General features: G+C 54.9%; 17 protein-coding genes. 16 read left to right on the forward strand and 1 reads right to left on the reverse strand.

Annotated elements, in window-relative coordinates; translation table 11 throughout:
* Nucleotides 1-570 precede the first annotated feature (570 nt).
* The 15 genes from GKC68_RS07455 (at nucleotide 571) to GKC68_RS07525 (ending at nucleotide 17,335) form a co-directional block, all read left to right on the forward strand.
* On the forward strand, nucleotides 571-1,014 hold the full coding sequence (locus tag GKC68_RS07455; protein ID WP_013026514.1) for an NADH-quinone oxidoreductase subunit A: 444 nt from the start codon (nucleotides 571-573) through the stop codon (nucleotides 1,012-1,014).
* 15 nt (nucleotides 1,015-1,029) lie between these two features.
* Nucleotides 1,030-1,707 (forward strand): NADH-quinone oxidoreductase subunit B, encoded by a 678-nt coding sequence (locus tag GKC68_RS07460; protein WP_006120026.1) that lies wholly within the window; start codon nucleotides 1,030-1,032, stop codon nucleotides 1,705-1,707.
* A gap of 117 nt (nucleotides 1,708-1,824) precedes the next feature.
* Entirely contained in the window at nucleotides 1,825-3,624 is a 1,800-nt protein-coding gene (nuoC, locus tag GKC68_RS07465) for an NADH-quinone oxidoreductase subunit C/D (protein WP_013026513.1), read from the forward strand.
* 2 nt (nucleotides 3,625-3,626) lie between these two features.
* Nucleotides 3,627-4,142, forward strand: coding sequence for an NADH-quinone oxidoreductase subunit NuoE (gene nuoE / locus GKC68_RS07470; protein ID WP_006120024.1), 516 nt, complete (start codon nucleotides 3,627-3,629; stop codon nucleotides 4,140-4,142).
* Between the two features lie 2 nt (nucleotides 4,143-4,144).
* Complete coding sequence (gene nuoF, locus GKC68_RS07475) at nucleotides 4,145-5,485, forward strand: NADH-quinone oxidoreductase subunit NuoF (protein ID WP_028724974.1); 1,341 nt, start codon at nucleotides 4,145-4,147, stop codon at nucleotides 5,483-5,485.
* Nucleotides 5,486-5,596: 111 nt separating this feature from the next.
* Nucleotides 5,597-8,320, forward strand: a complete 2,724-nt coding sequence (nuoG, locus tag GKC68_RS07480) for an NADH-quinone oxidoreductase subunit NuoG (protein ID WP_342656722.1) — start codon at nucleotides 5,597-5,599, stop codon at nucleotides 8,318-8,320.
* Nucleotides 8,317-9,294 (forward strand): NADH-quinone oxidoreductase subunit NuoH, encoded by a 978-nt coding sequence (nuoH, locus tag GKC68_RS07485; RefSeq protein ID WP_028724972.1) that lies wholly within the window; start codon nucleotides 8,317-8,319, stop codon nucleotides 9,292-9,294. The genes nuoG and nuoH overlap by 4 nt, the downstream gene beginning before the upstream one ends.
* A 10-nt stretch (nucleotides 9,295-9,304) precedes the next feature.
* Nucleotides 9,305-9,847: an NADH-quinone oxidoreductase subunit NuoI gene (nuoI, locus tag GKC68_RS07490; protein ID WP_006120020.1), complete on the forward strand. Its 543-nt coding sequence runs from the start codon at nucleotides 9,305-9,307 to the stop codon at nucleotides 9,845-9,847.
* 10 nt (nucleotides 9,848-9,857) lie between these two features.
* On the forward strand, nucleotides 9,858-10,409 hold the full coding sequence (gene nuoJ / locus GKC68_RS07495; RefSeq protein ID WP_028724971.1) for an NADH-quinone oxidoreductase subunit J: 552 nt from the start codon (nucleotides 9,858-9,860) through the stop codon (nucleotides 10,407-10,409).
* A complete protein-coding gene (gene nuoK, locus GKC68_RS07500) occupies nucleotides 10,406-10,708 on the forward strand; it encodes an NADH-quinone oxidoreductase subunit NuoK (protein WP_028724970.1) in 303 nt (100 codons plus the stop codon). The genes nuoJ and nuoK overlap by 4 nt, the downstream gene beginning before the upstream one ends.
* A complete protein-coding gene (nuoL, locus tag GKC68_RS07505; protein WP_028724969.1) occupies nucleotides 10,705-12,540 on the forward strand; it encodes an NADH-quinone oxidoreductase subunit L in 1,836 nt (611 codons plus the stop codon). The genes nuoK and nuoL overlap by 4 nt, the downstream gene beginning before the upstream one ends.
* Before the next feature lie 204 nt (nucleotides 12,541-12,744).
* A complete protein-coding gene (gene nuoM, locus GKC68_RS07510) occupies nucleotides 12,745-14,265 on the forward strand; it encodes an NADH-quinone oxidoreductase subunit M (RefSeq protein ID WP_028724968.1) in 1,521 nt (506 codons plus the stop codon).
* A 6-nt stretch (nucleotides 14,266-14,271) separates the two neighbouring features.
* Nucleotides 14,272-15,729 (forward strand): NADH-quinone oxidoreductase subunit NuoN, encoded by a 1,458-nt coding sequence (gene nuoN, locus GKC68_RS07515; protein WP_028724967.1) that lies wholly within the window; start codon nucleotides 14,272-14,274, stop codon nucleotides 15,727-15,729.
* 184 nt (nucleotides 15,730-15,913) lie between these two features.
* Nucleotides 15,914-16,837: an alpha/beta hydrolase gene (locus GKC68_RS07520; RefSeq protein WP_288431055.1), complete on the forward strand. Its 924-nt coding sequence runs from the start codon at nucleotides 15,914-15,916 to the stop codon at nucleotides 16,835-16,837.
* Between the two features lie 39 nt (nucleotides 16,838-16,876).
* Entirely contained in the window at nucleotides 16,877-17,335 is a 459-nt protein-coding gene (locus tag GKC68_RS07525) for a GNAT family N-acetyltransferase (protein WP_089528018.1), read from the forward strand.
* Between the two features lie 168 nt (nucleotides 17,336-17,503).
* Here GKC68_RS07525 and GKC68_RS07530 read toward each other — a convergent pair whose 3' ends face one another.
* On the reverse strand, nucleotides 17,504-19,162 hold the full coding sequence (locus GKC68_RS07530; protein ID WP_028724964.1) for a glucan biosynthesis protein: 1,659 nt from the start codon (nucleotides 19,160-19,162) through the stop codon (nucleotides 17,504-17,506).
* 343 nt (nucleotides 19,163-19,505) lie between these two features.
* Here GKC68_RS07530 and elaB point away from each other — a divergent pair, with 343 nt between their 5' ends.
* Nucleotides 19,506-19,817, forward strand: coding sequence for a stress response protein ElaB (gene elaB / locus GKC68_RS07535; protein WP_015699853.1), 312 nt, complete (start codon nucleotides 19,506-19,508; stop codon nucleotides 19,815-19,817).
* Nucleotides 19,818-19,859 lie beyond the last annotated feature (42 nt).

Here is a 19,859-nt window from a genome sequence, read left to right on the forward strand (position 1 = left end):
CTGTAAAAAGAACAAGAGGCTTTTTTTTTGGCCTTTTTCCTGCGAAATAAAAACTGCCCGGAGAGGGTAAGTTTTATCGCCTGTCCGCAGGCATTTCAGGGCGATGTAAATGGCGGGCGAGAGGCAAAATGTGAAATATTTGATTCGAATCAGTCTGATAACTGCTGAAATTTAACACAAAAAAGATAATTCTGTGTTCTGGATCAACAAAATAGCCATTCCCAAGGGAAGGAAAACCCCCGAAATCCTGTCAAAATATGAGGGTTAATTGCACGATCCATGCGCGCAAATACCCGCTACACTAAAATTACCCTTACAGACTGAAGCGATTTAGCTGGAAACACGCGCATCATATGTTAATAATATGATGCAGGTGTAAAATAAAGTTTGGATACTTTTGTCAAAGTTGACAAAAGGTTATAGAAAGGAGTAAAAAACCCCATAAAATTGCTGCTTATTGCAGAGTAACAGCAAAATTTGTAAGGTTTTTATCCTTCCCTTTGAATCGATGTGGTGAGTTTGCTGCCAGAACCCGAGCAGGATGCCCGCGCCACTTTTGATGAGTAAGCAATGAGTATGTCAACTACCACCGAAATCATCGCTCAGCATTGGGCATTCGTCGTATTTATCGTCATCGCTTTTGGTCTCTGTGCGTTCATGTTAACCGGAGGCTGGCTGCTTGGCGGCAGAGCGCGTGCCCGTTACAAAGACACACCTTTTGAGTCCGGCATTGAATCCGTCGGTGACACTCACCTCCGCTTATCAGCAAAATTCTACCTGGTAGCGATGTTCTTCGTTATCTTCGACGTAGAAGCTCTCTTTTTATACGCATGGGCGACCTCTATCCGCGAAAGCGGCTGGGTCGGCTTTGTGGAAGCCGCAATTTTCATTTTGGTGCTCCTGGCGGGCCTGGTTTATCTGGTGCGCATTGGCGCGTTGGACTGGACGCCTGCACGCCGGCGAATCGTGGTTAAAACGCCCACGGTAAGTCACACCAATCCTCATAAGCAGTAAAAGAGAGGCAATAAGATGGACTATACGCTCACCCGCATAGACCCAAACGGTGGTGAGAACGACCGTTACCCTCTGCAAAAGCAGGAAATCGTCAGCGATCCGCTGGAGCAGCACGTTCATCGCAGCGTCTACATGGGCAAGCTCGAACACGCCCTGCACGACATGGTGAACTGGGGACGTAAAAACTCCCTGTGGCCTTACAACTTTGGTCTTTCATGCTGCTACGTTGAGATGACCACCTCCTTCACCGCCGTGCACGACGTTGCGCGTTTCGGCGCAGAGGTTATGCGTGCATCGCCACGTCAGGCCGACTTCATGGTCATTGCCGGTACGCCGTTTACCAAAATGGCCCCGGTGATTCAGCGTTTGTACGATCAGATGCTGGAGCCGAAATGGGTGATTTCCATGGGTGCCTGTGCCAACTCAGGCGGCATGTACGATATCTATTCTGTCGTGCAGGGCGTGGATAAGTTTCTGCCGGTTGACGTGTATATACCGGGTTGCCCGCCGCGCCCTGAAGCTTACATGCAGGCACTGCTGCTGCTGCAGGAATCCATTGGCAAAGAGCGCCGTCCCCTTTCGTGGGTGGTCGGAGACCAGGGCGTTTACCGTGCCAATATGCAGTCTGAGCGTGAACGTAAGCGTGGCGAACGTATTGCAGTAACCAACCTGCGTACACCAGACGAAGTTTAAGTTAACCGTATGGATGGAATCAGTGCCTGCAGCAGACAACACCACAAATTAATGCATGGCACCATCCTGACGCCTTCATTTGAGCGCCTGTTATCAGGCCGGAATGGTGAGTAACGTATGACAGATTTGACCACGCAAGATCTCGCTCAGCCGCTATGGCAAACCCGGGATCACCTGGATGACCCGGTGATCGGCGAGCTGCGTAATCGTTTTGGGCCGGATGCCTTTACCGTTCAGGCGACCCGTACCGGTATTCCGGTTGTTTGGGTAAAGCGTGAACAGCTGCTGGAAATCATTACATTCCTGCGAAAACTTCCTAAGCCGTACGTCATGCTCTATGACCTGCATGGCATGGACGAACGCTTACGTACCCACCGCGCCGGTTTACCTGCCGCGGATTTTTCCGTTTTCTACCACCTGCTCTCGATTGAACGCAATCGCGACATCATGCTCAAGGTGGCTTTATCTGAAAACGATATGCATGTGCCGACCATCACCAATATTTTCGCCAATGCCAACTGGTATGAGCGCGAAACCTGGGAGATGTTTGGTATCACCTTCGATGGTCACCCGCATCTGACGCGCATTATGATGCCGCAGACCTGGGAAGGGCATCCGCTGCGCAAGGACTACCCTGCGCGTGCGACCGAATTCGATCCTTTCACGCTGACGAAGCAGAAAGAAGATCTGGAAATGGAAGCGCTGACCTTCAAGCCGGAAGACTGGGGCATGAAGCGCAGCACCGCCAACGAAGATTTCATGTTCCTCAACCTCGGTCCAAACCACCCGTCAGCGCACGGTGCTTTCCGCATCATTTTGCAGTTGGATGGGGAAGAGATCGTCGATTGCGTCCCGGATATTGGTTATCACCACCGTGGCGCAGAGAAAATGGGCGAACGTCAGTCCTGGCACAGCTACATTCCTTACACCGACCGTATTGAGTACCTTGGTGGCTGCGTTAACGAAATGCCTTACGTACTGGCCGTTGAGAAACTGGCTGGTATCGTGGTGCCTGACCGCGTGAATGTTATTCGCGTGATGCTTTCAGAGCTGTTCCGCATCAACAGTCACCTGCTGTACATCTCAACCTTTATTCAGGACGTTGGCGCAATGACGCCGGTGTTCTTTGCCTTTACCGACCGTCAGAAAATTTATGATGTGGTTGAGGCGATTACCGGTTTCCGTATGCACCCGGCCTGGTTCCGTATTGGCGGTGTGGCACACGACCTGCCGAAAGGCTGGGAACGCCTGCTGCGTGACTTCCTGGACTGGATGCCAAAGCGCCTGAAAGAGTACGACAAAGCGGCACTGCGCAACACCGTTCTGATGGGCCGTTCGCAAGGTGTAGCAGCCTACAATATGGAAGAAGCGCTGGCCTGGGGCACCACAGGTGCAGCCCTGCGTGCCACCGGTCTCGATTTTGACGTGCGTAAATGGCGTCCGTATTCAGGCTACGAAAACTTCGACTTCGAAGTGCCCGTGGGTGCCGGTATCAGCGATGCCTATACGCGCGTACAGCTGAAAATGGAAGAGATGTGGCAGTCGCTGCGTATTCTGGAACAGTGCCTGAACAACATGCCGGAAGGGCCGTTTAAAGCAGATCATCCGCTGACAACCCCGCCGCCAAAAGAGCGCACGCTGCAGCACATTGAAACCCTGATCACTCACTTCCTGCAGGTTTCCTGGGGCCCGGTGATGCCGGCCAACGAATCCTTCCAGATGATTGAGGCGACTAAAGGGATTAACAGTTACTACCTGACCAGCGATGGCAGCACGATGAGCTACCGCACGCGTGTGCGTACACCGAGCTTCCCGCACCTGCAGCAGATTCCTTCGGTAATCCGTGGCAGCCTGGTATCCGACCTGATCGTTTACCTCGGTAGTATCGACTTTGTTATGTCAGACGTGGACCGCTAATTATGCACGATCAACACATTGCTATTAAAACGATCGACCCTAACGAGGTCTTCGTGCTGAGTGCGGAAGAGCACCATGCGATTGAGCACGAAAAACACCATTACGAGGATGCCCGCGCGGCGTCCATTGAAGCACTGAAAATTGTGCAGAAGCAGCGTGGTTGGGTGCCTGACGGTGCGATCCATGCGATCGCAGAGGTGTTAGGGATTCCTGCCAGCGACGTCGAGGGCGTAGCCACGTTCTACAGCCAGATCTTCCGTCAGCCGGTTGGCCGTCACGTGATTCGCTACTGCGACAGCGTCGTCTGTCACATCACCGGTTTTCAGGGCATTCAGGCCGCTCTGGAAGAAAACCTCAATATCAAGCCCGGCCAGACCACAACCGACGGCCGCTTTACATTGCTGCCGACCTGCTGTCTGGGTAACTGCGATAAAGGCCCAACCATGATGGTGGATGAAGATACGCACGTTCATCTGACGCCGGAAGGCATCGCCTCTTTGCTGGAGCAGTATCAATGACAATCAAACAGATCATTCGTACTGCCGAAACCCATCCACTGACGTGGCGCATGCGTGACGATCAGCAGCCAGTATGGCTGGATGAGTACCGCAGCAAAAACGGCTACGCCGGTGCGGAAAAAGCACTGAAGGGCATGGCACCTGACGAGATCGTGGCGCTGGTGAAAGATTCCGGCCTCAAGGGGCGCGGTGGTGCAGGCTTCTCTACCGGTTTGAAGTGGAGCCTGATGCCGAAGGACGAATCCATGAACATCCGTTACCTGCTGTGTAACGCCGATGAAATGGAGCCGGGCACCTATAAAGACCGCCTGTTGATGGAGCAGATGCCGCATCAGTTGGTTGAAGGCATGCTGATCAGTGCGTTTGCCCTGAAAGCCTACCGTGGCTACATCTTCCTGCGCGGTGAATACATTGAAGCCGCAGTGCATCTGCGTCGTGCAATTGCAGAAGCCACAGAAGCCGGGCTGCTGGGCAAAAACATTCTGGGTACCGGTTTTGATTTTGAACTGTTTGTGCATACCGGTGCAGGGCGTTACATCTGTGGTGAAGAAACGGCGCTCATTAACTCTCTGGAAGGTCGCCGTGCTAACCCGCGCTCTAAGCCACCTTTCCCCGCCAGTGCGGGCGTGTGGGGCAAACCGACCTGCGTGAACAACGTTGAAACGCTGTCAAACGTGCCGGCTATTTTGGCTAATGGCGTCGACTGGTACAAAGGCTTATCAAAAAGCGACGATGCCGGGACCAAGTTGATGGGCTTCTCTGGTCGGGTAAAAAATCCGGGCGTTTGGGAGCTTCCCTTTGGCATTACAGCGCGCGAAATCCTGGAAGACTACGCCGGCGGCATGCGCGATGGCCTGCGCTTTAAAGCGTGGCAGCCGGGCGGGGCGGGAACGGACTTCCTGACGGAACAGCATCTGGATCTGCCGATGGAGTTCGCCAGCATCGGGAAAGCAGGCAGCCGTCTGGGTACGGCGCTGGCCATGGCCGTGGACCATGAAATCAATATGGTTTCCCTGGTGCGTAACCTGGAAGAGTTCTTTGCCCGCGAATCGTGCGGCTGGTGTACGCCATGCCGTGATGGCCTGCCGTGGAGCGTGAAGATCCTGCGTGCGCTGGAGCAGAAAAAAGGCCAGCCGGGGGATATTGAAACCCTGGAGCAGCTTTGCCGCCAGCTCGGCCCAGGCAAGACGTTCTGCGCCCACGCACCCGGTGCAGTCGAACCGCTGCAAAGCGCCATTAAATATTTCCGTGAAGAGTTTGAAGCCGGTATCGCGCCGCAGGTGTTTGGTAATACCCGATCGATCGGTGGTATTCAGCCAAACCTGCTGAAAGCGCGCTGGTAATTCGCCGTTATCCACGGGAGCTGGCCCTGTGCCGCCGTTCCTGCTGCAGTGTGCAGGAACAAGAATTTGATTAACGCTCGTCTGTGACGAGCCTTACGGAAGCATGTCACTATGGCTACAATCCATGTAGACGGTAAAGAATATGATGTGAACGGAGCGGACAACCTGCTACAGGCATGTCTGTCTCTGGGCCTTGATATTCCTTATTTTTGCTGGCATCCGGCGCTGGGAAGCGTGGGTGCCTGCCGCCAGTGTGCGGTAAAGCAATTCCAGAACGCTGAAGATACCCGCGGCCGCCTTGTCATGTCCTGTATGACGCCGGCGTCCGACGGCACCTTCATCTCGATTGATGATGGCGAAGCGAAAGAGTTCCGTGAAAGCGTGGTGGAGTGGTTAATGACTAACCATCCGCACGATTGTCCGGTATGTGAAGAGGGCGGTAACTGTCACCTGCAGGATATGACGGTTATGACCGGCCACAGCTTCCGCCGCTATCGCTTCACTAAACGTACTCACCGCAATCAGGATCTCGGCCCGTTTATCTCTCATGAGATGAACCGCTGTATCGCCTGCTACCGCTGTGTGCGTTACTACAAAGATTATGCCGACGGTACCGATCTTGGCGTGTATGGTGCGCACGACAACGTTTACTTTGGTCGTCCTGAAGATGGCACGCTGGAAAGCGAGTTTTCCGGTAACCTGGTTGAAATCTGCCCAACCGGTGTGTTCACGGATAAAACTCACTCAGAACGCTATAACCGCAAATGGGACATGCAGTTCGCGCCCAGCATTTGCCAACAGTGCAGCGTAGGCTGTAATACCAGTCCAGGTGAGCGCTATGGCGAACTGCGTCGTATCGAAAACCGCTATAACGGCAGCGTTAACCACTACTTCCTGTGTGACCGTGGTCGCTTTGGTTACGGTTACGTTAATCTGAAAGACCGTCCTCGTCATCCGGTACAACTGCGTGGCAACGACAGCGTGAAGCTGAATGCCGAACAGGCTGTTAACGTGGGTGCTGATGTCCTGCGCCAGGCGAAACGCGTAATCGGTATTGGCTCGCCGCGAGCCAGCATTGAAAGCAACTTTGCCCTGCGCGAGCTGGTGGGGGCAGAAAACTTCTCAACCGGTATGCCCGCAGGCGAGCAGGCACGTCTTGAATTACTGCTGAAAGTGCTGCGTGAAGGCGGCATTTACACGCCTTCGCTGCGTGAGATTGAAAGCTACGATGCGGTACTGGTGTTGGGCGAAGACCTGACCCAGGTTGGCGCGCGCGTGGCCCTGTCTGTGCGTCAGGCCGTGAAAGGGAAAGCCCGTGAAATGGCCGCTGCACAGAAAGTCGCAGACTGGCAAATTGCGGCCATCATGAATATCGGTCAGCACGCTAAGCATCCACTCTTTGTCACCAACGTCGATGAAACGCGTCTTGATGATATTGCCGCGTGGAGCTACCGTGCCCCGGTTGAAGATCAGGCGCGTCTTGGATTTGCCATCGCGAATGCGCTGGACGAAACCGCCCCGGCCGTAAGCGATTTCGACCCTGCGCTGAACGGCAAGCTGGATGTCGTCGTGCAGGCGCTGTCTGGTGCTAAAAAACCGCTGATCGTTTCCGGTGTTCACTCAGGCAGCAGTGCCATGATTGAAGCGGCCGCGAACGTGGCGAAAGCGCTGAAAGCGCGCGGCGCTGATGTCGGTATCACCTTACTGGCCGGCCATGCCAACAGCATGGGGCTGGGTCTGATGGGCGGAAACACCCTGGACCAGGCACTGGAACAGTTGCAGAAAGGCGAAGCCGATGCGGTCGTGGTACTGGAAAACGATTTGTACCGTCACGCGCCGAAAGCGCAGGTGGATGCGGCGCTGAATCATGCGGCCAACGTGATTGTGGTCGATCATCAGCGCACCGCCACGCTCGAAAAAGCCGGACTGGTGCTCTCGGCAGCCAGTTTTGCAGAAAGCGACGGCACCTCGATCAACCACGAAGGGCGCGCACAGCGTTTCTTCCAGGTTTACGACCCTGCCTATTATGACAACAGCATCGTGATGCTGGAAAGCTGGCGCTGGCTGCATTCGCTGCACAGCGCGCTGGAAAGTCGTCACGTTGACTGGACGCAGCTGGACCATGTCATTGATGCCGTGGTGGCAAGCCTGCCACAGCTGAAGGGCATTAAAGAGGCGGCGCCGGATGCCAGCTTCCGCATTCGTGGTCAGAAACTGGCGCGTTCTCCGCATCGTGCCAGTGGACGTACCGCCGCGCGTGCCAATATCAGCGTGCACGAACCGCGTCAGCCACAGGATCAGGACACGATGTTTGCCTTCTCAATGGAAGGGAACAACCAGCCGAGCGCAGCGCGTTCGCAGATTCCGTTTGCGTGGGCGCCAGGCTGGAACTCACCGCAGGCATGGAACAAATTCCAGGATGAAGTGGGCGGTAAACTGCGTCACGGCGATCCCGGCGTGCGTCTGTTCGAAGCCAGCGAGGCGCAGTTAGCCTGGTTCAGCAGCGTACCTGGCGCGTATACCACTAACGGTCAGTTCCGCGTCGCGCCTTACTACCAGTTATTCGGAAGTGAAGAAATGACGCAGCGTGCGCCGGTGATCCAGCAGCGCATGCCGGCACCAACCCTGGTTCTGAACCCGGAAGATGCCGCTAAGCTGGGCGTGAACAGTGGCGCGTCTGTGGAATTAACCTGTGCCGGTGAAACCCTACGCTTGCCTGTGCGTTTCTCCGCTTCGCTGCAGGCAGGGCAGGTGGGGCTTCCACTCGGCCTGCCGGGCGTGCCGCCATTCCTGGCGAATGCAAAAATTGATTCTCTGCAGGAGGCGGCGCAATGAGCTGGTTAACTCCGGGTGTTATCGACATTCTGATCGCCGTGGGTAAAGCGCTGGTGATTCTGCTGGTCGTGGTGGGCTGCGGTGCGTTTATGAGCTTTGCCGAGCGCCGTCTGCTCGGCCTGTTCCAGAACCGCTATGGACCGAACCGCGTAGGCTGGGGCGGATCGTTGCAGCTGGTCGCTGACATGATCAAGATGTTCTTTAAAGAGGACTGGGTTCCCCCGTTCACCGACCGCTTTATCTTTACCCTGGCGCCGGTCATCGCCTTTGTGTCACTGCTGCTGGCCTTTGCCATCGTTCCGGTTTCGCCGACCTGGGTCGTCACTGACCTGAACATCGGTCTGCTGTTCTTCCTGATGATGGCGGGCCTGGCAGTCTATGCCGTACTGTTCGCCGGCTGGGCGAGTAATAACAAATACTCGCTGTTGGGTGCCATGCGCGCCTCGGCTCAGACGCTGAGTTACGAAGTGTTCCTGGGACTGTCACTGATGGGCGTAGTGGCACAGGCGGGTTCGTTTAACATGACCGATATCGTTAACAGCCAGACGCACCTGTGGAACATCATCCCGCAGTTCTTTGGTTTTGTGACCTTCTGTATTGCGGGCGTTGCGGTCTGTCACCGTCATCCTTTTGACCAGCCAGAAGCTGAGCAAGAGCTGGCCGACGGTTATCACATTGAATATGCCGGGATGAAATTCGGCCTGTTCTTTGTGGGCGAATACGTTGCGATTACCACCGTTTCAGCGCTGATTGTGACGCTGTTCTTCGGGGGCTGGCATGGGCCTTTCCTGCCGCCTTTCATCTGGTTCGCCCTGAAAACGGCGTTCTTTATGATGATGTTCATCCTGATTCGTGCTGCGCTTCCGCGTCCACGCTATGACCAGGTGCTGTCGTTCGGCTGGAAAGTGTGTCTGCCGTTGACGCTGTTGAACCTGCTGGCGACCGCCGCAGTGATTCTGTACACAGCGCAGTAAGGGGTAAGAAATGACGTTAAAAGATATTGTCGTAGGCTTCGGCACGACAGTGCGCAGTATCTGGATGATTGGCATGCATGCCTTCGCGAAACGCGAAACCCAGATGTATCCGGAAGAGCCGGTCTACCTGCCACCGCGCTATCGTGGTCGTATCGTTTTGACTCGCGATCCCGATGGGGCAGAGCGTTGCGTTGCCTGTAACCTGTGTGCAGTAGCCTGTCCGGTAGGCTGTATCTCGCTGCAAAAGGCCGAAACCAAAGACGGCCGCTGGTATCCAGAATTTTTCCGTATTAACTTCTCACGCTGCATTTTCTGTGGCCTGTGTGAAGAGGCCTGCCCAACCACCGCTATCCAGCTGACGCCGGATTTCGAACTGGGCGAGTTTAAGCGTCAGGATCTGGTATACGAAAAAGAAGACCTGCTGATCTCGGGGCCGGGTAAATATCCGGAATATAACTTCTACCGCATGGCAGGTATGGCAATTGACGGTAAAGATAAAGGTGACGCAGAGAACGAAGCGAAACCTATCGACGTCAAAGGCTTACTACCTTAAGGAGCAGGGCATGGAATTTGCGTTTTATCTTTGCGGACTGGTGGCGGTGGTAACGACGTTGCGCGTTATCACTCACACTAATCCGGTACATGCGTTGCTGTACCTGATCGTTTCGCTGTTATCAGTGGCTGGCGTCTTCTTCTCACTGGGTGCCTACTTTGCAGGCGCGCTGGAAATTATCGTATATGCCGGTGCCATTATGGTGCTGTTCGTGTTCGTTGTAATGATGCTGAACCTGGGCAAAGCGACGCAGAAGCAGGAGCGTGAATGGTTGAGTCCGTCTCTGTGGATTGGCCCTGGCCTGGTCTCGCTGCTGCTACTGGCCGTTATGATTTACGCCATCCTGACGGCACAGGATCAGGGCATTGACGGCAAAATCATCGATGCGAAAGCGGTAGGTATCAGTCTGTTTGGCCCCTATGTCCTGGCGGTTGAACTGGCGTCAATGCTGTTGCTGGCTGGTCTGGTTGTGGCCTTCCACCTGGGACGTGAAGAGCGCCAGGGCGAAGTGCTAAGCAACCGTTCAAACGATGCCGCGCAGGCGAATAAGGAGCAAGCATGATTCCCTTACAACATGGATTGATTCTGGCGGCAGTGCTGTTTGTGCTAGGTCTGACCTCGCTGGTGCTGCGCCGCAACCTGCTGTTTATGCTGATTAGCCTTGAAATCATGATCAATGCCGCTGCGCTGGCGCTGGTTGTTGCAGGCAGCTACTGGGGACAGGCTGACGGTCAGGTGATGTATATTCTGGCTATCAGTCTCGCCGCAGCGGAAGCCAGTATTGGGCTGGCCCTGCTGCTTCAGCTCTATCGTCGTCGTCAGACGCTGAACATTGATACTGTGAGCGAGATGCGCGGATGAACCTTCTCTATTTAACTGTCTTATTTCCGCTAATTGGCTTCCTGCTGTTAGCGTTCTCCCGTGGCCGCTGGTCAGAGAATCTGTCTGCAACGGTGGGAATGGGATCGGTCGGTCTGGCTGCGCTCACCACGGTGTTTGTCGGCTTCGACTTCTTTGCCCATGGGCAGCAAGTCTTTACTCAAGCACTGTGGACCTGGATTCACGTGGGCAATTTCAACATTCAGGTCAATCTGACTCTGGATGGCCTCTCGCTTACCATGCTGTCGGTGGTTACCGGCGTCGGTTTCCTGATCCATATGTTCGCCTCCTGGTATATGCGCGGAGAAGAAGGCTATTCACGTTTCTTCGCTTATACCAACCTGTTTATCGCCAGCATGGTGGTTCTGGTTCTGGCGGACAACCTGATGCTGATGTATCTGGGCTGGGAAGGGGTAGGGCTGTGTTCTTACCTGCTGATCGGCTTCTACTACAGCAACCCGGAAAACGGCAAAGCGGCGATGAAAGCCTTTATCATCACGCGTGTTGGCGACGTATTCCTGGCGTTTGCGCTGTTCATTCTTTACAACGAACTGGGTACGCTCAACTTCCGTGAAATGGCAGAGCTGGCACCAGCACACTTTGCGGCGGATAATCACATGCTGCAATGGGCCACGTTGATGCTGTTGGGCGGTGCGGTAGGTAAGTCTGCACAGTTGCCGCTTCAGACGTGGCTGGCGGATGCGATGGCGGGTCCAACGCCGGTATCGGCACTGATCCACGCCGCCACCATGGTGACGGCAGGTGTGTACCTGATCGCCCGCACGCATGGCCTGTTCCTGTTAACGCCTGAAGTCCTGCATCTGGTGGGTATTATCGGTGCGATTACGCTGGTGCTGGCAGGTTTTGCTGCCCTGGTTCAGACGGACATCAAACGCGTTCTTGCTTACTCCACCATGAGCCAGATTGGCTACATGTTTCTGGCGCTGGGCGTTCAGGCGTGGGATGCCGCGATTTTCCACCTGATGACCCACGCCTTCTTTAAAGCCTTGCTGTTCCTGTCTTCAGGTTCGGTTATTCTGGCCTGCCACCACGAGCAGAACATCTTTAAGATGGGCGGACTGCGTAAAAGCATCCCGCTGGTGTACACCTGCTTCCTGGTGGGCGGTGCGGCCCTGGCAGCCCTGCCGCTGATTACCGCCGGTTTCTACAGTAAAGATGAAATCCTGTTTGGTGCGCTGGCGAACGGTCATCTTAACCTGATGGTTGCGGGGCTGGTGGGTGCGTTCCTGACCTCAATCTACACCTTCCGCATGATCTTCATCGTGTTCCATGGTGAAGAGAAGATTCACGCTCATGCGGGTAAAGGCATTACCCATCATCTGCCGCTGCTGGTGCTGCTGGTGCTCTCTACCTTCGTTGGCGCACTGATTACTCCACCACTGGCGGGCGTTTTACCGGCCAATGAGTTTGGTGAAAACGGTAAAGTGACGCTGGAGATTGCATCGGGTCTGGTCGCCGTTTCCGGCATCGTGATTGCAGCCGCACTTTGGCTGGGCAAACGTCAGCTGGTGACCCGTATTGCCAACAGCGCACCGGGCCGCTTCTTCGGCACCTGGTGGTTTGCTGCCTGGGGCTTCGACTGGCTCTACGACAAGGTGTTTGTCAAACCGTACTTGGGCATTGCGTGGCTGTTAAAACGCGATCCGCTCAACGGCGTGATGAACCTGCCTGCGTTGCTTTCACGTATCGCCAATAAAGGTCTGGTGGTCAGTGAAAACGGTTATCTGCGCTGGTACGTGGCGTCGATGAGCGTGGGTGCCGTCGTGGTTCTGGCGCTGTTGCTGGTAATTTAAAGATTGATGAGCGGGGTGAGTTCGCTTACCCCAGTTAAGAATGTCCAAATAACCGAGTAATGAGCGCAATCGTCGCAGCCAGTTTCATTACCGCCAGCGCACAGCAACCGGAGCGTACTGAAGTACGTGAGGATTGCGAGCACTGCCGGGGATGAAAATGGCAAGTAAGATAGCTCATAAAAGGCCATAAAAGGGAAGTATGCCGTGTTATTACCTTGGCTAATTTTCATACCCTTCTTCGGTGGTTTTATCTGCTGGCTCGCCGAGCGCTTCGGCGCGAAAGTGCCACGCTGGATTGCACTGATCACCATGGGGCTGACGTTGGCGCTTTCACTGCAGCTGTGGTTGCAGGGAGGCTATTCACTGACGCAGGCAGCGGGTATTCCGCAGTGGCAATCGAGCTTCTCAGTACCCTGGATCCCCCGTTTCGGCATTAATTTCCATTTAGCGCTTGATGGCCTTTCGCTGTTAATGGTGGTGCTGACCGGACTGCTCGGCCTGATGGCGGTGCTGTGTTCCTGGAACGAGATTGAGAAGTATCAGGGCTTCTTTCATCTGAACCTGATGTGGATTCTGGGCGGCGTTATCGGTGTGTTCCTCGCCATCGACATGTTCCTGTTCTTCTTCTTCTGGGAAATGATGCTGGTGCCGATGTACTTCCTCATCGCACTGTGGGGACATAAAGCCTCGGACGGGAAAACCCGTATCACGGCGGCCACCAAATTCTTTATCTATACCCAGGCATCCGGTCTGGTGATGTTAATTGCGATTCTGGCGCTGGTGTTTGTCCATTACAACGCCACTGGCGTCTGGACGTTCAACTACGAACAGCTGTTGAAAACCCCGATGTCGCACACCGTCGAATATCTGCTGATGCTGGGCTTCTTTATCGCGTTCGCGGTGAAAATGCCGGTGGTGCCGCTTCACGGCTGGTTACCCGATGCGCACAGCCAGGCGCCGACCGCAGGTTCCGTTGACCTGGCGGGTATTTTGTTGAAAACCGCCGCCTACGGTCTGCTGCGCTTCAGCCTGCCGCTGTTCCCGAATGCATCCGCTGAGTTTGCCCCTATCGCGATGTGGCTAGGTATCATCGGTATCTTCTACGGTGCCTGGATGGCGTTCTCGCAGACGGATATTAAACGCCTGATTGCCTACACCTCGATTTCCCATATGGGCTTTGTGCTGATTGCGATTTATACCGGCAGCCAGCTGGCTATTCAGGGCGCGGTGATACAGATGATTGCGCACGGCCTGTCTGCGGCGGCCCTGTTTATCCTGTGTGGTCAGCTGTATGAGCGCCTGCACACGCGTGATATGCGTCAGATGGGCGGTCTGTGGTCACGCATTAAATGGATTCCGGGTTTATCACTGTTCTTTGCTGTCGCCAATCTGGGGATGCCGGGTACCGGTAACTTCGTGGGGGAATTTATGATCCTCACCGGCAGCTTCCAGGTCGTTCCTGTCATTATTGTGATTGCGACCTTTGGTCTGGTTTTCGCTTCGGTTTATTCGCTGGTCATGATGCAGCGTGCCTACTACGGCGAAGCGAAATCTAAAGATCCACTGCCGGGAATGTCGGCACGTGAATTCCTGACCATTGGCGTGCTCGTGGTTCTGCTGGTGCTGTTAGGTGTTTATCCTCAGCCGATTCTGGATACCTCACATGCTGCAATGAGCAATATTCAGCAGTGGTTTACCGCTTCAATTTCAACTACAAGGCCGTAATTCGCCATGACAATAACTCCTCAACAATTGATCGCGTTGCTGCCGCTGTTAATCGTCGGATTGACGGTGGTGGTTGTGATGCTGTCCATTGCCTGGCGACGCAACCACTTTGTTAACGCCACGCTAACAGTGGTTGGCCTGAACCTGGCTCTGCTGTCGCTGTATTTTGTGGGCCAGGTCGGGGCGATGGACGTCACGCCGCTGCTGCGCGTTGATGCTTACTCGATGTTCTATACCGCACTGGTGATGCTGGCCAGCCTGGCAACCTGTACGTTTGCCTATCCATGGCTGGCGACTTTCCCGGACAACAAGGACGAGTTTTATCTGCTGGTCCTGATTGCCGCGCTGGGCGGTATCGTGCTGTCAGCGTCAAACCATCTTGCGTCCCTGTTCATTGGCATTGAACTGCTGTCACTGCCGCTGTTTGGTTTGATTGGGTATGCGTTCCGCCAGAAACGTTCGCTGGAAGCGGCCCTGAAATACACCATTCTGTCGGCGGCGGCATCGTCCTTCCTGCTGTTTGGTATCGCGCTGATTTACGCTGACTCTGGCAACCTGGGCTTCGTCAGCCTGGGCAAAAGCCTGACTGACAGCATGATTCAGGCGCCGTTACTGCTGGTTGGCCTGGGCATGTTGATTATCGGTCTGGGCTTTAAGCTGTCGCTGGTGCCGTTCCACCTGTGGACACCAGACGTGTATCAGGGGGCACCGGCTCCGGTTTCAACTTTCCTGGCCACGGCCAGTAAAATCGCCATCTTCGGTGTCGTCATGCGCTTGTTCATGTATGCGCCGGTGACCGACAGCGAAGCCGTGCGGACGGTCCTGGGCGTGATTGCCTTTGTCTCCATCCTGTTCGGTAACCTGATGGCGATCTCGCAGAGCAACATTAAGCGCCTGTTGGGTTACTCCTCCATCGCGCATCTGGGTTATCTGCTGGTGGCGCTGATTGCGGTAAAAGATCATCAACTGTCGCTGGAAACCTCAGGCGTATACCTGGCCGGTTACCTGTTCAGCAGCCTGGGTGCCTTTGGTGTCGTGAGCCTGATGTCCAGCCCTTATCGCGGTCCGGATGCGGATTCACTTTACTCATATCGCGGTTTGTTCTGGCGTCGTCCGGTTCTGTCTGCGGTGATGACGGTGATGATGCTGTCGCTGGCCGGTATTCCGATGACGCTGGGCTTTATTGGTAAGTTCTACGTGATTGCCTCTGGCGTGAGTGCGCACCTGTGGTGGTTGACCGGTGCGGTGGTGGTGGGGAGTGCTATCGGCCTGTACTACTATCTGCGCGTTACCGTGAGCCTGTACCTGAGCCCACCAGAGCTGCTTAACCGTGATACACCTGATAACTGGGCCTTCACCGCGGGCGGCGTGGTGGTGCTGATTTCTGCGATTCTGGTGCTGCTGTTAGGTGTTTATCCACAGCCGTTAATCAAACTGGTGCAGATGGCTCAGCCCCTGATGTAACCGTCGATTGTCATACTGAATCAGGCCCTCGGGCCTGATTTTTTTTGCCTGGACGTTGGCGCTCCACTGATTTCCTCTTGCCATACATCAGCCCATTCCTTTTTGTGTATAAAAAACCATCTTCATTTTGTTTCCATAGTTTCGTGCTGAAATAAGCCCGTTCAGACGAGGGGGAACAAAGCCTGTGGATCGCCGACATTTTCTGCTGAGTTGTGCCGCTACGCTACTGACCGCAAAAAGCACGCTGTTACATGCAGCGCAGTCTGCGGTCACGCAAACTGTCCTTCCTCTCTGGTCCGGCACGCCTCCGGGCGGTGGCGGACCGGAAGGGCCGGTTGTGACATCGCCTTCCGGCGCGGAGCATCATATCGCGGTACCGACGTTAACCGTGTTGCGCCCCGATATGGCGAACGGGCATGTCGTCCTGATTGCTGGCGGTGGCGGCTATAAACGAATAGAAATGGCAAAAGAAGCCTGGCCTGCGGCGCACTGGTTAACCGCGCGTGGCTACACTGCCGCAATATTGCGTTACCGTCTGCCCGCCGAACGATGGGGAGAGGGCAACCGGGTCGCCCTGCAGGATGCGTTGCGTGCCATGCAGTTGCTGAGGCCGCAGGCAACACGGTTAACGGTACTGGGCTTCTCGGCCGGTGCGCATTTGCTCGGTATGGCCGTTAGCACGACAGGTGCGCGCCTGGGCGCCGTGATGGCGATTCAGAACAGCGTACCCGTTCAGGTTGATGGTGCCGCGCTGATTTATCCCGTCATCACACTGGAAGCGCCTTACACGCACACATCGGTTCACCGTGTTTTGCTGGGCGATCATCCTGGCGCAAAGGCCGAGGCCGCCTGGTCGGTGCAAAATACGGTCACAGCAGCATCGCCGCCTTTCTTTCTGGTGCAGGCTAAAGATGACCCTATAGCCGATCCTCATAATATCCTGATTATGGATCGCGCCTGTCACCGACAGCAGGTTGAGGTCGAGATGCTTCTCTATGCCACTGGCGGACATGGTTTTGGTATGGGAAAACCCGGCACGCCAACCATGGCCTGGCCTCAACATTATCTTCACTGGCTGCAGAAAGGCCGGCGCGGTACAGTGATGTGATGCCTCCCGGGCAGGCGGCCCATTTAGTAAGGATAAGACATGCAAATCAGTTGGCTGGATCTTGAGCATCAAGCCTTAAGCGTTTCGCAGCTCTACGCGGCGCTGGCGTTACGCTGTGAGGTATTCGTCGTTGAGCAGCAGTGCGCCTATCTGGACATTGATGGCCTGGATTTGCAGGGCGAGAATCGTCACATTCTCGGCATGGCGCAGGGGGATCTGCTGGCTTACGCGCGCATATTGTCACCCGATCGCGCAGGGGCAGAGGTGAAAATCGGACGCGTGATCATATCCAGTAAGGCACGTGGCCTGAACTTAGGCAACCAGCTGATGACACAGGCCATCGCCAGTTGTGAGCAGCACTGGCCGGGGCATTCACAATTTCTCTCTGCTCAGGCGCACCTTAAAACGTTCTATCAGCGACATGGCTTTATCACGGTCAGCGACAGCTACCTTGAGGACGGTATTCCCCATATCGATATGCGCAGAGCAGGGCAGTAAAGCGCCGCTCACTGTCTGATGCCTGACCTGCGCATTTCCACGCCCACCTAAAATGGATTAACGTTGTGCGCTTTCCTTTTTCCGGGTGAGTATGTCGCTATAGGGAGCAGGCAAAAAAAATGCATCCCGGCGGTTGGCCTGAGATGCATTTCACGCAAGGCGCAAGCGTTAGCTCACGGTCATCTGGCGATCGTCAACATATTTACGCTGGTCCGGCGGCGGTGGTACATACTGATAGAGCCAGGTCTCACTCAGGGTTTCGTCTTTGGTGCGCAGGAACAGGCGCATCTCGACGGGCTGCACGCTGTCGCTGTTGGGATACCAGTCGAACAGGATGCGGTAACCTTTTATCGGTTCGACATACAGGATCTCTACCTGTTTAAAGGTGCCTGAGGAAACCGTAATCACCGGTTCAATGCCTTTCGGTGCGGCTGCCTGCAAGTCGCCACCGATAAAGTCCACAGCGAAACGGCGACACCAGACATCCGGGAAGTGCTCGCCCGGCGCCCAGCCTTCGGGGAAACCACCAATGCCGGTGCGGGTCGCATCAACGCGGGCCAGATCGCTCTGAACGGGCGGCAGGGCGCTCCAGTACAGCTTGTAGGCAAAACTGTATTCGCTACCGGCTTTGATCGGCTCTGCGGGCTGCCAGAAACAGACGATGTTATCAAGCGTTTCGCCGGTGGTTGGAATTTCCATCAGGTTAATGGCGCCTTTGCCCCATTTGCCTACCGGTTCCACCCACAGGCTTGGGCGTTTGTTATACCAGCCAATCACGTCCTGATAGTTCTCAAAGTCATGGTCAAGCTGGAGCAGGCCAAAGCCGCGCGGGTTTTCGTCTTCGTAGGCGTTGAACTGCAGGCGCTGAGGATTATTTAACGGCCGGGCAATCCATTCACCTTTGCCGCTCCACATCGCCAGGCGATCGGAGTCATGAATCTGCGGATGGTAGGTGTTACACATCCGGCGTTCGTTGGTGCCGCAGCTGAACATACTGGTCATCGGCGAGATGCCTAGCTGACGAATATCCTTGCGGGCAAAGAGGTGATTCTCAATCTCCATCACCACGCGTTCGGCTTCGCAGTGAATGACAAACTTATAGGCCCCGGTGATGCTGGCGCCGTCCAGTAAGGCATAGCAGGTAAAGGTGGTGTCTTCCGCTTTCGGCGTTTCAAACCAGAAGGCTGTAAAGTCTGGAAACTCTTCCTGACCGTTGCTGAAGGTGTTGATGGCCACGCCACGCGCGGACAGGCCGTACTGATAAGTGTCATCGACCGCGCGGAAATAGCTGGCACCCAGAAACGAGACAATGTCGCGGCGGGCCAGCTCAGGTTTTTTAAAGGCGCGGAAACCGGCAAAGCCCAGGTCGGTTTTACCTTCCAACTGTTTGGTGTCAACTTTCGCATCGTTGTAATTAAACAGCTCGGTGCGGAAGTGAATCTCGCGCGCTTCACGGCTGGCACTGTCGACGGAGAACATCCGGATGCGCCGCTTAAAGCCCATGCCAACGTGGAAAAACTGTACATCAAGCTCGCGGTCAGGAATGTTGTTCCACAGCGAGTGGTTGGCGTCGTACTGAATATCGTTGTAAGCCTGCGGCGTCAGGTTTGCCAGCGTTTGCGGAAGCGGGCCTGGCGGGCCGCCCCACGGCTTTTTAGCCAGCGCGGCCGCATTCTTCTTCAACTCATTGAAATCGAAGCGTACTGCGGTTCCGTCAGCAATGCCATCATCTGCCCAGGCGGATTGCGCGAACAGCGTTGATAAGCCTGTCATACCGCTTACGGCGGAAAAGGCCATTGACGCTTTCATAAACATTCTGCGATTCATGCCAGAGATCATTCCTTAGCTGTTCGAGTTTGCTGTGACTGTCGTGTCAGCGCATTGATTTGCACATGGCCTGATTATTACAGGCAACAGCTGGGTACGACAGTCGGCGTAGATAAAAATTCATTTCGCTGAAAATTTATCAGATAAATCAAATAAGCGAAGCGAAATCGCTGCCAGTGGGCCATCTCTTACACTTCTTTGCGTAGCGTTCAGCGTGACACAGATTCACTGCCGTTTTGTTTACGCACGCTGATTTTCAGGCAATTCCTGGCAGAGTTCCACGCAAAGCCCTGTTTTGTGACTATAGTTAACCAGGTGCATTGCAATTCACATGGAGGAAATGATGGTAAAACAGACTGAATCTTTCGAAACTGGCTATGACGACGATATCGCACTGCTGACCGAAACGCTGGAAGAAGTGCTGAAGTCATCAGGGGATCCGGCCGACCAGAAATACATCGAACTGAAAACCAAAGCTGAACGCGCGCTGGAAGATGTAAAGTCACGTGTTAGTCAGGCGTCTGATAGCTACTACTATCGTGCTAAACAGGTTGCTTACCGTGCCGACGATTACGTCCATGAGAAACCGTGGAAGGGCATCGGTATTGGGGCAACGGCAGGGCTGGTTTTAGGCCTGCTGCTGGCTCGCCGCTAGGCTAAACGCGTGGTACGTACAACGGACAGGCTCGCTTGTCCG

Origin of the sequence: Pantoea sp. RSPAM1 (assembly GCF_038816185.1) — a bacterium.
In the GTDB taxonomy this organism is placed as follows: Bacteria; Pseudomonadota; Gammaproteobacteria; order Enterobacterales; family Enterobacteriaceae; genus Pantoea; species Pantoea ananatis.